We start from the raw sequence: 13738 nt of genomic DNA on the forward strand, positions 1-13738 counted from the left end.
GGACGACCGCATGAGCCTCATGACTTCGACCAAGGCCGATGCGCGCGCCAGCAAGCAGCGCACCCCGGTGGCCATCGCCCTGATCGCCAGCGCCTGGCTGATCTTCCTGCTGATCCTGGTGCTGCCGCTGTACATGGTGCTGAGCCAGGGCCTGGCCAACGGCATCGGCGCCTTCTGGAACGCCATCAGCGAACCGGATGCGATCTCGGCGCTCAAGCTGACGCTGTTCGCCACCGCCATCTCGGTGCCCCTGAATCTGGCCTTCGGCCTGGCCGCTGCCTGGTGCGTCACCAAGTTCGAGTTCACCGGCAAGAGCCTGCTGATCACCCTGATCGACCTGCCCTTCTCGGTCTCGCCGGTGATCGCCGGCCTCATCTATGTGCTGCTGTTCGGCGCCCAAGGGCTGATGGGCCCCTATCTACAGAGCGTCAACGTACAGATCGTCTTCGCCGTGCCAGGCATCGTGCTGGCGACCATTTTCGTCACCTTTCCCTATGTGGCCCGCGAACTGATCCCGCTGATGCAGGAACAGGGCACCCAGGAGGAAGAGGCAGCGCGGTTGCTGGGCGCCAGTGGCTGGCAGCTGTTCTGGCACGTGACCCTGCCCAACGTGAAATGGGCGCTGATCTATGGCGTGGTGCTCTGCACCGCGCGGGCCATGGGCGAGTTCGGCGCGGTGTCGGTGGTCTCCGGCCACATCCGCGGCCTGACCAACACCCTGCCGCTGCACATCGAGATTCTCTACAACGAATACAACATCGTCGCCGCCTTCAGCGTGGCGATCCTGCTGCTGCTGATGGCCCTGGTGATCCTGCTGCTGCGGCAGTGGAGCGAGAGTCGCCTGAGCCGCCAACTGCAGCACCGTGACGAGGAATAAGGCGCCATGAGCATCGAGATCCAGGGCATCAACAAGAGGTTCGGCGCCTTCCAGGCGCTCAAGGACATCAATCTGCACATCGAGAGCGGCGAGCTGGTCGCCCTGCTCGGCCCCTCCGGCTGCGGCAAGACCACCCTGCTGCGCATCATCGCCGGCCTGGAAGCGCCGGACACCGGCAACATCGGCTTCCATGGCGAAGACGTCTCCGGCCGCGACGTGCGTGATCGCAACGTCGGCTTCGTCTTCCAGCACTACGCGCTGTTCCGCCACATGACGGTGTTCGACAACGTGGCCTTCGGCCTGCGCATGAAGCCGCGCCGCGAGCGGCCGAGCGAAGCGCAGATCGCCAGCAAGGTGCACGAACTGCTAGACATGGTGCAGCTCGACTGGCTGGCCGACCGCTATCCCGAGCAGCTCTCCGGCGGCCAGCGCCAGCGCATCGCCTTGGCCCGTGCCCTGGCGGTGGAACCCAAGATCCTGCTGCTCGACGAACCCTTCGGCGCCCTGGATGCCAAGGTGCGCAAGGAATTGCGGCGCTGGCTGGCGCGCCTGCACGAGGAGATCCACCTGACCTCGGTATTCGTCACCCACGACCAGGAAGAAGCCATGGAGGTGGCCGACCGCATCGTGGTGATGAACAAGGGCCAGATCGAGCAAGTGGGCTCGCCCGGCGAGGTCTACGAGCAGCCGGCAAGCGACTTCGTCTATCACTTCCTCGGCGACTCCAATCGCCTGGCGCTGGGCGAACAGGAGGTTCTGTTTCGACCCCACGAGGTGGAGCTGGAGCGCGAGCCGCGGCCGGGTTATCACGCGGCAGAGGTGCGCGACATCCGCCCGCTCGGGGCCATCACCCGGGTGACCCTGCGAGTACCGGAGCAAACCGAGGTGATCGAGGTGGAGCTGGTCAAGGACCACCCGGTGCTGAGCGGGCTGCAACGGGGCACGCCCCTGCATTTCCTGCCGCGCACCCCCTGAATCCGGGGCGGGCAGCTACGACGAAAGTCGTAGCTGCTAAGGTCAGACAACGGTTGCAACCTCCGGAAAGCTGGCTCCATGATCGATAAAAGCTGACAGCCATCACGCTTTGACATCGATCCGAGCAGAATAACAAGGAGGTCCCATGCCCAGGCGCTGGCTGATCGTGTTGTCGCTTCACCTGGCCACCCTGGTCGGGGCCCTGCTGGCGTGGCAACTCCTGGCGCTGCCCGGCGTCCTTGGCCTCGGCCTGACCGCTGTCGCCGCTCTGTGGCCTTGGCTGCTGGTGCGCTCCCCCGCGCCACCGCCTGCTCCTCCTCTGGCGCTCGACGACCTCACCAGCGACCTGTCGCGCAGTACCGCGCGCAATGCGGTGGCCATCGCCGGGGTGGCCTTTGCTGCCCAGCAGCTGGCAGCCCGGTTGCAATCTCAGGCCAGCACGGCTGCGCAAATTTCCAGCAGTGCCACTGCCCTCACCCGGACCGAGCAGGACAGCGCCGGCAGCGCCCGCCAGGCCCTGGAGGTGGCGCAGCAGGTCCATGCGCGCAGCGAGATCGGTCGCGAAGCGCTGAGTTCGGCGATCGCCGCCATTCGCGCACTGAGCGATCACGCCCGCCAGAGCCGCGAACTGATCGCCGGCCTGAGTGCCCGCACCGACAAGATCCAGCAGGTCACCGAAGTCATCCAGGCCATCGCCAGCCAGACCAATCTGCTGGCGCTCAATGCTGCCATCGAAGCGGCGCGGGCCGGCGAGCACGGTCGCGGCTTCGCCGTGGTGGCCGACGAAGTCCGTGGCCTGGCGGCGCGGACCTCCACCGCCACCGGTGAGGTGGGGGTGATCGTCGCCGACATCAGCCAGCAGACCGAGGCCGTGGTCGCCCAGATTCAGGAACTGGCCCAGGCGCTGGAAGACGGTGTCCGCCAGGTGGAGCGCACCGGCGAAGGCCTGCAGGAGATCGCCCAGCTGGCGCAGACCGCCGAGCGCCAGGCCGAAGACATCGCCCAGGGCACCTCGGCCAATCTTGCGCAGCTGGAAAGCCTGGCCCAGGCAGTGGAACAGGTGCATAGCGATCTGGCCGACAGCGAACGTCAGACCAGCCGCCTCAGCAGCGCTGCCGACGAGCTGGTGGACATGGCCGAAGCCAGCAGCGAGCGCCTGGCCGAGGTCGGGCTGGACAGCTATCACCAGCGTATCTTCGAACTGGCGCGCCAGGGGGCGGATGCCATCGGCAGGCGCTTCGAAGAGGATCTGGCCGCCGGGCGCATCACCCAGGACGCCCTCTTCGACCGTCAGTACCAGCCCGTTCAGGGCAGCCAACCCGCCAAGTACCGCACCCGCTTCGACAGCTATACCGATGGCGTGCTACCGGCGATCCAGGAGCCGCTGCTGGAGCAGCATCCCGGCCTGGTGTTCGCCATTGCCTGTACGCCGGAGGGTTATGTGCCCACCCACAACCGCGCCTTCGCTCATCCGCCCACCGGGGATCTGGCAGTGGACACGGCGCGCAGCCGCAGCAAGCGACTGTTCAGCGATCGCACTGGCAAGCGCTGTGGCAGCCATCAGCGCCGCCTGTTGCTGCAAACCTACATGAGGGACACCGGCGAGGTGATGCACGACCTCTCGGTACCCATCCTGGTGAACGGTCGCCACTGGGGCGGACTGCGCCTGGGCTATCGCCCCGACACCGCGCGCTAGGTCACCTGCAGCTGGGTGACGGCCAACTTCCACACCGGCGCCTCCAGGCCCAGCATGCGCCCGGCCTTGTGTTCGAGCAGATCGTCGAGGGCTTCGCCAGGCGCCAGATTCGCTGCCTGAGCGGCCAGATGCAGGATCAGCGACGGCTTGGGCAGCACGCCGTGCAGGCTGTGCACGGCAGCCACCAGCTCGCGCAACTCCAGCGGCAGGCGCCAGTGTCGCTGCAACTCCGCAGAGAACTCCAGACTGTAGCTCAGCAAGGCACGCTCCAGCGCAGCCTCATCGATGGCACCGCCCTCCTCGCACCAGCGCTGCACGCCTTGCAGCACGGCCAACTCACCCAGCCGGTGCAGCAGGCCCGCGGTATAGCAGCGCTCGGCGTCCTCACGGGCATAGCGCAGAGCCAGCAAGCGAGCACAGTCGGCGGCGCGCTGGGCCAGGTGCAGATAACCTTCGGCACGCCCGGCCAGCAGCGGCTCGGCCAGGCGTGTCGCGCGCCTCAGACTCAGACCCAGCACCAGGTTCAGGGTAAAGCCGACGCCCAGGCGCGGCAGGGCCTGGCCAAGCGTCTGGCAGGACTGCCCGACGCGCTGGGAGGCACTGTTGGCCGCGGCGATCAGGGTCGCCGTGACCAGTGGATCCTGGCCGAACTCGGTTTCCAGCTCGCCCAGGCTGCAATTGGCGCTATCGCGACAGCGCTGAATGATGGCGGGCAGGTCGGCGAACAGCGGCACCGCATCGATCTCGGCTGCCATGCGCTGCAGATGGTCACCCAGCGTGCCCAGCGCCGTGGCATTGGTCGTCTGCGTCTCGTCACCCGCAGGCGGCAACAGGCTGCGCAGGCGGCGCAACACCTCTTCGGCGGCATAGGGTTTGACCAGATAGGCCGTGGGTGCCAGGCGCAGGGCAGCGCGCACATAGGCGGCATCGGCCTGATCGGATAGCAGAATTACCGGCTGCAGGGGCTGGGCGCCACGCTGGCGGATCCGCCGCAGGAGATCGAGCCCATCGCAATCAGCGGGGCGCTCGACGATGACCAGGGCGCATCTCTTGCACTGATCCAGTTCGGCGAGGGCCTGGTAGCCATGGCCATATTCATGGACAGCGGCATCGGCACGCACGGCCAGGATGAGTGACTTGAGCAAATCACGGGTCCAAGGATTGGCATCGACGATGAGTATCAGGGGCGGCATCCCAACCCACTCCTGCATGAGGCAAGCGAAGCGGCGGATGATGCGGCAAAGCGGGCATTATGCCAAGCAGGTCACACAAAACGTCTGTAATGGGGTTTTGCACCCGCTTGGTTAGCGCCGGAAGGGTGGCCGACAGGGATGACCAGGCGAAAAAAAACCGCCCTGTTACAGGGCGGTTTGGTCAGGACTCAGGCCAGTTCGGCAAAACACTCGCCGATGATGGCGAGGCCGCGATCCAGCTCTTCATCGCTGGCGGTCAGGGGGACCAGGATGCGCAGCACGTTGCCGTAGCTACCGCAGCTGAGCAGGATCAGGCCCTTCTGGCGCGCCCGGACCACGATCTGGCTGGTCAGCTCGGCATCGGGCTGCTCGATGTCGCCCCCCTTGCCCAGCTCCATGGCGATCATGGCGCCCAGGCCGCGCACGTCGCAGATCTGCGTGTGCTTGGCGGCCAGTTCGCGCAGGCCGGCGGTGAGGCGTTCGCCCACGGCCTTGGACCGGTCCAGCAGCTTCTCTTCCTCGAAGGTCTCGATCACCGCCAGGGCTGCGGCGCAGGCGATGGGGCTACCGGCGTAGGTCCCACCCAGGCCACCCGGGGTGACGGCATCCATCACCGTGGCCCGGCCGGTCACGCCCGACAGCGGGAAGCCGCCGGCGATGGACTTGGCGAAGGTCAGCAGATCGGCATCGACGCCCATCTGCTCCATGGCGAAGAAGGTGCCGGTACGACCGGCGCCGGACTGGACTTCGTCAGCGATCAGCAGGATGCCGTGGGTGTCGCACAGCTTGCGCAGGCGCTGCATGAACTCCTTGGGCGCGGCATAGAAACCGCCTTCGCCCTGCACAGGTTCGAGGATGATGGCGGCGATGTCGCCAGGCGCGGCATCGTTCTTGAAGATGCGCTCGACGCTGGCGATGGCGTCATCGACGCTGATGCCGTGCAGTTCGCAGGGATAGAGCGCGCGATAGACGCCGCCGGGCATCAGGCCCATGCCGGCCGAATAGGGCGCGACCTTGCCGGTCAGTGACAGGGTCATCATGGTGCGGCCGTGGTAGGCACTGGAGAAGGCGATGACACCGGCGCGCTGGGTGGCGGCGCGGGCGATCTTGACGGCATTCTCCACGGCCTCGGAGCCGGAGTTGAACAGTGCGGTTTTCTTCGGGAAGTTGCCTGGTACCAGCTCGTTGAGCTTTTCGCAGACCTCGACGTAGGGCTCGTAGGCCAGCACCTGGAAGCAGGTGTGGGAGACCTTGGTCAGCTGCTCCTGCACGGCCGCCACCACGCGCGGATGCAGGTGACCGGTATTGAGCACGGCGATGCCGCCGGCGAAGTCCAGGAACTCGTTGCCCTCGACGTCCCAGACCTTGGCGTTCTCCGCACGGGCGACGAAGATCGGGTGGGTCTGGCCGACGCCACGGGCGACGGCGGCGCTGCGACGGTGCATCAGGGAATCATTGGTGTGGCTCATTGCAGTCCTCGATGGCCGCTCATCGTGGCGGCCGGCTACGGGAAAGGCGCGGACCGGATTCCGGGCAGCATACGATGATCGACTGCCAACGGCCCGGCGTCCGCGCCGGGAAAAATCTTTGGATCGGGCGGGCCCCGTTGGGCTTCGACGATGGAGCCGTCTCAGCCCAACCTACGGTATAGGTAGGTTGGGCTAAGCGTAGCGAAGCCCAACGAACGGGATCAGACGCCCAGGCAGAGGTACTTGATCTCGAGGTATTCCTCGATGCCGTACTTGGAACCCTCGCGGCCCAGGCCCGAGGCCTTGACGCCGCCAAAGGGCGCGACTTCGTTGGAGATCAAGCCGGTGTTGATGCCGACCATGCCGTACTCCAGCGCCTCGGCCACGCGGAATACGCGGGACAGGTCGCGGGCATAGAAATAGGAGGCCAGGCCGAATTCGGTGTCGTTGGCCAGCTCGATGACCTCGGCCTCGTCCTTGAAGCGGAACAGCGGCGCCAGCGGGCCGAAGGTCTCCTCCTTGGACACCTTGGCGCTCTTGGGCACGTCGGCCAGGATGGTCGGCTCGAAGTAGCTGCCCCCGTTGGCGTGGGCCTTGCCGCCGGCGATGACCTTGGCGCCTTGGCTCACGGCGTCGTCGATGTGTTCCTTGACCTTGGCCGCCGCCTTGGCGTCTATCAGCGGGCCGATGGTGACGCCCTCCTCCAGGCCATTGCCGACCTTGAGCTTGGCCACCGCGGCCTTGAATTTCTCGGCGAAGGCGTCGTAGACACCGTCCTGGATATAGAGACGGTTGACGCAGACGCAGGTCTGGCCGGCGTTGCGGTACTTGGAGGCGATGGCGCCTTCCACGGCCTTGTCCAGGTCGGCGTCGTCGAAGACGATGAAGGGCGCGTTGCCGCCCAGCTCCAGCGACAGCTTCTTGATGGTGGGGGCGCTCTGCTCCATCAGCTTGGCACCGATCTCGGTGGAGCCGGTAAAGGAGATCTTGCGCACGATGGGGCTTTCGGTCAGCTCGGCGCCGATCTCGGCGGCGGAGCCGGTGACCACGCTCAGCACGCCCTTGGGCATGCCAGCGCGCTCGGCCAGCTCGACCAGGGCCAGCGCCGAGTACGGGGTCTGGCTGGCGGGCTTGATGACCATGGTGCAGCCGGCGGCCAGGGCCGGACCGGCCTTGCGGGTGATCATCGCGGTAGGGAAATTCCACGGCGTGATGGCGGCGGTGACGCCGATGGGCTGCTTGATCACCAGGATGCGCTTGTCGGCCTGGTGGCCGGGGATGGTGTCGCCATAGATGCGCTTGGCTTCCTCGGCGAACCACTCGATGAAGGAGGCAGCGTAGGCGATCTCGCCCTTGGCCTCGGCCAGTGGCTTGCCCTGCTCCAGGGTCATCAGCCGGCCCAGGTCATCCTGGTTCTCGATCATCAGCTCGTACCAGCGCCGCAGCTTGGCCGAACGTTCCTTGGCGGTCAGCGCACGCCAGGCCGGCAGGGCGCGGTTGGCGGCGTCGATGGCGCGCTTGGTCTCGGCGCGGCCGAGCTTGGGAATGGTGCCCAGGGTCTCGCCGGTGGCCGGGTTGTCCACCTTGACGGTGGCACCGCTGTCGGCGTCGATCCAGGCGCCGTCGACATAGGCTTGCTGGCGAAACAGGGAAGCGTCTTTGAGCTGCATTACGGTCTCCTTGGTGGAAAGGGCCGGAAGCAAGGGCATGACACCCCTGCGCCTGCGATAGGGTCAGGCTTGGAAACGCTGGCGTCGCCACCGTTCAGTGCCCGCGAGAGGAACGTCCGAAGCGCCACAGGCGTTCGAAATATTGAACGCATCCTAGGAGAATCCTGAACCCCTGCGCAAGAGCAGTGGCGAGGTTTTCGCGTCGCCCTCCTCCTTGTTTATGCAGCCCCTGCCGCGCACCGCGAAACAGTCGTTCAAAATCAACAACATCGTGCATCCGGGCATGGACGGTCGGAGGCAAGGTGAGTATGATGGCGACCGATTCAGCGTCACCGAATCGCTGCACTCGTAGCTCAGCTGGATAGAGTACTGCCCTCCGAAGGCAGGGGTCGTGGGTTCGAATCCCGCCGAGTGCGCCATCTCCTTTCCCTTGTGTCACAAGGGGTTAGCGCTCCTGACAGAAACCTGTCCTAGTCCTGAAAGTCGTTTTTGCCACAAATTTGCCACACTCAAGTGTGGCGGGAATGGTCGAAATGGCAACAATCAGGAATCGCGGCGAGTATCAGTGGGAAGCGCAAATTCGCCGTAAGGGCTATCCAGCCCAGCGCAAAACCTTCGAAACCAAAGCCGACGCCCAAGCCTGGGCACGTATGATCGAAAGCGAAATCGACCGGGGCATCTTTGTCTCTCGCGTTGAGGCTGAACGCACCGTCTTTCATCAACTCATTGATCGCTACATCTCCGAGATCGCTCCGAAACACAAAGGCGCGTACTCGGAAATCAAACGACTCGAAGCCCTCAAGCGCCATCCGCTGGCAACGCGCATCGTCGCCTCCCTCACCTCCTCGGATTTTGCCCGCTACCGTGACGAGCGCTTGAAGATTCGCAAGGGCAACACGGTGAAGCGTGAGCTGGCTTTGTTCCAATGCGTAATCGAGGTCGCCCGCCGCGAATGGGGTATTCATCTCGCAGAAAACCCCGTGAGAATGGTCAGCCGCCCCAGCTACAACGACGAACGCTCGCGGCGGCTCGATCCGGTTGAAGAGCAATACATCCTCAGCGCGTTGGAGCCGTGCGAACGCCGTTCGGACGGCACCTATGCTGATGCCTCTCACAATCCTTGGATACGGCCGATTGTCCAGATAGCGATCGAGACAGCCATGCGTCGTGGCGAGATTTTTGAACTGCGTTGGAAACATGTGAACCTGGATCGTAGAACCGCACACCTTCCTGCGACCAAAAATGGACTGCCAAGAACAATCCCGCTCTCACCCAACGCCATCCAGCTGTTGAGAGGACTACCACGCTCCCTGTGCGGTCGAGTCTTCCCCACCACTGCTGACGCTCTTAAAAAAGCCTTTGTGAGAGGGCTGGAGCGCGCGCGGTCAAAATACCTGACTGACTGCCATCAAGCTGGTGTGTTGCCCCAAGAAGATTTCCTGCTGGACCTACGCTTTCACGACCTGCGGCACGAGGCTACCTGTAGGTTAGCGACTAAATTGCCGAATCTTATCGAGCTGGCCAGCGTGACTGGGCACCGTGAGGTCAACATGCTCAAGCGGTACTACAACATCACTGCGGAGGAGTTGGCGGCAAAGCTGGCTTGACTGGGTGTCACATTGATGTGCGCTCCTCCCTACGTAGGGGCATAGACCTAACCTGTCGTTTGTTGCGACCAGCCATTGGCAACTCATTGCGGCCCTCTGCTAGTGGACAGCTATCGGCCAACAACTGCCCTCGGGTCGACCAGCTTTGTTTTCAGTCGATGAAAACTAAATTCCAGGGATAGCGTCAGGCTCCCAACAGCTATAGCCCCGATTTCTACCTGTCACGAGTGCAAATCACCCCAGGCTGCGGGCCGACGCGAAATAAAAAAGCCTACAAAAAGGCTATTGACACCTACAAATAGGTCATTTACTCTGAGTGAAACCATACCAATAGGTGATTTCACATGGATAAGCTTACAAACGCCTACAGGTCGCTCGAAGTCATTTCACAAGGCGAGTTCAATATACGGTTTCCAGGGAAAAAAACTCTTGGTGACGTTGTGCTGGGGATGGGGGGACTCGTCGAGGCTCTGAAAGAGGATAAGGGCCTACCGCTTCGCAAGATCGCAAAAATCGCCGAGGTTTCATCCGCAGGCCTAGATCGTTGGCGTAACAACGGTTACGGCAGCAAGAAGCACTGTGAAAAGCTCATAAGCTACTGTGAACAACAAACCCAAGAGTTGAGCACAACAAACACGGCCAGCACCATTTCAAGTGCAAGCGTTACTGACAGCTTGCGCTCGTGCAGCCCAGCGCAGTTGGAAAAGGTCATACAGGAAGCGCTACAAGCACAACTTGGCTTTCCCAAATCTCTTGTATGCACCATGGTGAAGATGGAGGCGGGCAATGATGGTCATAGGCTTGAGATCATGATGCGCTGATGACACAAAGCGTTTAATGGATCACGGCACCGGCATGATTTACTAGCATCTTAATTATATTAAATCTGCCTTTATGCTCCACCAACCCATATCGATAGCTAGCGCAAAGGGTAGACGATACTATCGCGCGAATGCACAAGTTTAAATCTTAGGAGATAACATGCACAGTCTTCAAACTTCAGCCTGGGATAGAGCGTCCATGACTCTCATTGAAAATGTCACCAAGATGCCTATAGGTCAGGAACAAAAGATAAGTAAAATCATTGGAGTGGAGCACTGGACTCCTTTGCAGTTCAAGACCCGCCATCGCTTCGGGAAGCACGTCCGCGCCAATCTTGAACATTACGGACTAGTATTTGTCCGCAAAGCAGGAACCATTGCCGTCTATAAGAAATCGTCGATTTAAGTCGAATGGTAAACCGCTCGCTGGCACTTGGTGATTCTAAGGAAAGACAACGGCGTTCACGTATTGTTCTGTAGACACCATCGCCTTTAAGGTGTGAGACAGGAGTTCGCCGAAAATTCCAGCTTTACGCTATCCTAGTGCCGCTTGTTAAATTAATGGTAACGTCATGCGACCTATGTCTAACGAGACTAGAAATCAATTATTTCCTGGCAGGGCCTAGCAGGATAGAAAACGAGAGCGGCTGAGTCGAACTCGTTACCCCCTTTAATCAACCAATACTAACGGAGTGAGCGCTGTTCCAAAACCGCTGTATAAATGAAATGTGTGGATCGGCCTACTTGACGATACCGGCGGTGTTTTTTCCAGCCACTTACAAATCATTGAAAATCTTTTGCCCCTCTGTGTAAACAAATTATCAAACGCTCTACGGGCTCACCCGGAAGCTCCATTGATAAGAAGCCAATCACCAGTCTATTCCCCGAAACCACACTTGACTTAATTAATATAGCTACGCACCAAGCTCTTACCCTAGTGCCGCACCAGTTGCCCAAGATTCTAGCGCTGATTGCTGAAACTAAACCTAGCCAGGTATCAGATCTAAGCTATTTACGCCTTATCGACCTTGCTGAGCGCAGCTAAATTTTAATCCTTGACTGTGACCTGGCTATGAATACTCAGAATAGCTTAAGCAATTATTAACCACTTATGGCTGATCATAGACGTCGGTACGCTAGTCGAATTAGATGCAGACGTCAGCCCAGTCGTCTGCAAACAACCGGGAGCAAATAATCCGTTAAAAAACTGTCCTAGCTACCAACTCCGCAAGCGGCAAATACTGACCTCTCAGATCAATGGAGGGATAGCTAGATGTCAGTTGATTACGAAACCATCCAAAAAATACAGAAACTCGGCGATGATGTTCTTGTTGGTGTTGCAGAGGTAGCAGCATTGACCGGGTTCAGCGTACTTACCGTACGCCAGCGGAAGCTGCCTGGCCTTGAGCCGGTACATGGGTTATCGAGGCTTAGGTGGAGGCTTGGCGACCTCAGGGCATGGATGCGTACCGGAGATACGAATACTCGCCCCCAACCACCAAGAGAGATTGTACCTTCACAGCCGAAGCGCACGGGCAGACCCACGAAAAAGGCACGAGTAGAGGCGCGTCAATGATGGACGCCTCGATCCGACTTCTAAGTTTGCAGGCGGGGAAGCAGTGATCATGGGCAGACAGAGAACCATCAGAGACCAGAATTTCTGGCGATCGCCACGCCTCATGAATTGCACGACTGAGGATAAGGTTGCATTGCTGCACCTATTAACCGCGCCTGACAGCAACATCACTGGTGTCTACCCGCTCGTGCCGCGCATTGCGGGCGCAGAGCTCGGGTGGACCGCAGATCAATGGCTACAGGTTATCCATCGGCTGCAGGATGAAGACCTTGTCAAATATGACCACAACCGCTTCGTTGTCTGGGTGCGCCTTTGGTGGGACCACCATTCTGCAAGCCAAGTAACAGGTCCGAAACTAAGAGACCGCACGGTCAGTGAAATCCGTCGTATACCTGGCGAGTGGCTTGGTGAATTTCTAAATGACTTCAAAGAGCGACTAACCGGCGATCAGCAGCGCCTGGTTGAGGATTTGCTCCACTCAGACCGCCCACGCGTACCTGAAGAGGTACCGATACCACAGCAATGCGGTATCGATACCCTATCTGCCAACGCCCGCCCTAACAACAAACCTCAATCAAAAACACTAACCGAAACGTCGAGCGTGAGCTCTCGTAAGCTGGATATGTCGGGCATCCCTTCCGAACACCAGACGAATGTACACAGGGGACTGGTAAAAGCCATGACCAGCGGTAAGCTCCGCTTTGCGCCCCAGGTGATAGTTAACGCGATGGCTGACAATTACCGCTCGGTCTCAAGCAAGCCACAAAACGCAATGGCCCTGACGCTGTACCTAGCAGAGCACCTGAACAACGCCCCCTCAGCCAACAGCTCAAGGCCGTAAACTCGATCAAGCAAGAGCTGCGGGACGACGGTTGCTTTCATTCGTCAGGGACTGATTCGAAACCTAGGATCCGTGCCAATTCGCGATTGGATGAATCGACACGCAGGCGGCTAACCAGTCCCTGCTCTCGCTCCCGCTGCTTGAGTAGATAGGCATCGTCAAAGCATTGCACGATGTCATTCTCATTCAAGATTTTCGCCGTGACCTGTCGCTTCAGCCGATTGATTATCTTTCGAGCGCTGAGCTGAGCTGCCTCTCGCACATACGCACGCATGAGGAGATCTCGAAAAATCCAGTCCGAAATCCAACCTTTCGTGAATGCCCAAAACACCAAACGCTGGAAAGTATCCCAAGCCATGCGCGATTGCCCGCTGAGGTAGCGCCTCAGCACTCGACCATCAGCATCACCGAAGCCGGACACTTTCAGCTCAGCAAGCTGACGTTCAAGCTTCACCTTGGACATGCCTGACTTCATGCCAACCCCGGCGAACAGATACTCAATCAAATCAACAGGCACGCGGATCACGAAGTTTTTCCTGCCGGTGCCTTGGTGATGCTTGATCTCACGAAAGACAGCCAGCAGGGCTTCAGACGGCTCGATATCCTGGGAACTTAGCTTCATGCAGCTATTGTTCGACTACTCCGCCGCTCTGTCAAAAGCATATTGGCTTTCAAAAACGCGTGTTCTAGCAGTACGGGACCTTCGCTCGATTTAGAGCCGCCACCACCTGCCCGTAGCTGCAAGCTGAGCTCTGGAGCAAGCTAGGCACGGTCTTGAGCTCCCCGGAGTAAACCCGTGGTGTGGTGTGCCGCATCTGGCAAATACTTTACCCCGGCCCGGTTCGGCTTTCCGTGCCTTTCGTAATACCGACGGCCAAATTTTCCTCATCCATCCAGTCAATATTTCACTCAACCTCGTACCTAGCCGTTTTTGCGTTAGCGATTGCTAGAGATCCTCCATTCCTGCTACTTGGTCGTTACCTCAATCATCTTGGCATGCTTCTTTAGAAAAT

General features: G+C 60.4%; 11 protein-coding genes and 1 tRNA gene. 8 read left to right on the forward strand and 4 right to left on the reverse strand.

What is annotated here, in order from left to right; translation table 11 throughout:
• Window positions 1-10: 10 nt before the first annotated feature.
• From cysW to ACWPW1_RS18815, 3 genes are all read left to right on the forward strand, one after another.
• On the forward strand, window positions 11-877 hold the full coding sequence (cysW, locus tag ACWPW1_RS18805) for a sulfate ABC transporter permease subunit CysW (RefSeq protein ID WP_338545162.1): 867 nt from the start codon (window positions 11-13) through the stop codon (window positions 875-877).
• Between the two features lie 6 nt (window positions 878-883).
• Complete coding sequence (locus ACWPW1_RS18810) at window positions 884-1852, forward strand: sulfate/molybdate ABC transporter ATP-binding protein (RefSeq protein ID WP_454253655.1); 969 nt, start codon at window positions 884-886, stop codon at window positions 1850-1852.
• 145 nt (window positions 1853-1997) lie between these two features.
• Entirely contained in the window at window positions 1998-3548 is a 1551-nt protein-coding gene (locus ACWPW1_RS18815; RefSeq protein WP_454253656.1) for a methyl-accepting chemotaxis protein, read from the forward strand.
• On the opposite strand, the gene ACWPW1_RS18820 is transcribed toward ACWPW1_RS18815, so the two are convergent.
• From ACWPW1_RS18820 to gabD, 3 genes are all read right to left on the reverse strand, one after another.
• Window positions 3545-4741, reverse strand: a complete 1197-nt coding sequence (locus tag ACWPW1_RS18820; protein ID WP_454253657.1) for an HDOD domain-containing protein — start codon at window positions 4739-4741, stop codon at window positions 3545-3547. The two genes, ACWPW1_RS18815 and ACWPW1_RS18820, sit on opposite strands and share 4 nt — an antisense overlap.
• 188 nt (window positions 4742-4929) lie before the next feature.
• Window positions 4930-6210, reverse strand: a complete 1281-nt coding sequence (gene gabT / locus ACWPW1_RS18825) for a 4-aminobutyrate--2-oxoglutarate transaminase (RefSeq protein WP_271652976.1) — start codon at window positions 6208-6210, stop codon at window positions 4930-4932.
• 221 nt (window positions 6211-6431) lie between these two features.
• A complete protein-coding gene (gene gabD, locus ACWPW1_RS18830) occupies window positions 6432-7880 on the reverse strand; it encodes an NADP-dependent succinate-semialdehyde dehydrogenase (RefSeq protein WP_454253658.1) in 1449 nt (482 codons plus the stop codon).
• A gap of 342 nt (window positions 7881-8222) precedes the next feature.
• Here gabD and ACWPW1_RS18835 point away from each other — a divergent pair.
• From ACWPW1_RS18835 to ACWPW1_RS18855, 5 genes are all read left to right on the forward strand, one after another.
• Window positions 8223-8299, forward strand: a tRNA-Arg gene (locus tag ACWPW1_RS18835).
• 105 nt (window positions 8300-8404) lie between these two features.
• On the forward strand, window positions 8405-9487 hold the full coding sequence (locus tag ACWPW1_RS18840; RefSeq protein WP_454253659.1) for a site-specific integrase: 1083 nt from the start codon (window positions 8405-8407) through the stop codon (window positions 9485-9487).
• 344 nt (window positions 9488-9831) lie between these two features.
• Window positions 9832-10308 (forward strand): hypothetical protein, encoded by a 477-nt coding sequence (locus tag ACWPW1_RS18845; protein ID WP_454253660.1) that lies wholly within the window; start codon window positions 9832-9834, stop codon window positions 10306-10308.
• A 160-nt stretch (window positions 10309-10468) separates the two neighbouring features.
• Window positions 10469-10714 carry a hypothetical protein gene (locus tag ACWPW1_RS18850; protein ID WP_454253661.1) on the forward strand — a complete coding sequence of 82 codons (246 nt, stop codon included), beginning with the start codon at window positions 10469-10471 and terminating at the stop codon, window positions 10712-10714.
• Between the two features lie 1219 nt (window positions 10715-11933).
• On the forward strand, window positions 11934-12725 hold the full coding sequence (locus ACWPW1_RS18855; RefSeq protein WP_454253662.1) for a hypothetical protein: 792 nt from the start codon (window positions 11934-11936) through the stop codon (window positions 12723-12725).
• A gap of 37 nt (window positions 12726-12762) precedes the next feature.
• Here the strand turns inward: ACWPW1_RS18855 and ACWPW1_RS18860 are convergent, their stop codons facing one another.
• Window positions 12763-13347, reverse strand: coding sequence for a hypothetical protein (locus tag ACWPW1_RS18860; RefSeq protein WP_454253663.1), 585 nt, complete (start codon window positions 13345-13347; stop codon window positions 12763-12765).
• Window positions 13348-13738 lie beyond the last annotated feature (391 nt).

The sequence above is a fragment of the Pseudomonas sp. Marseille-Q7302 genome (assembly GCF_965111925.1).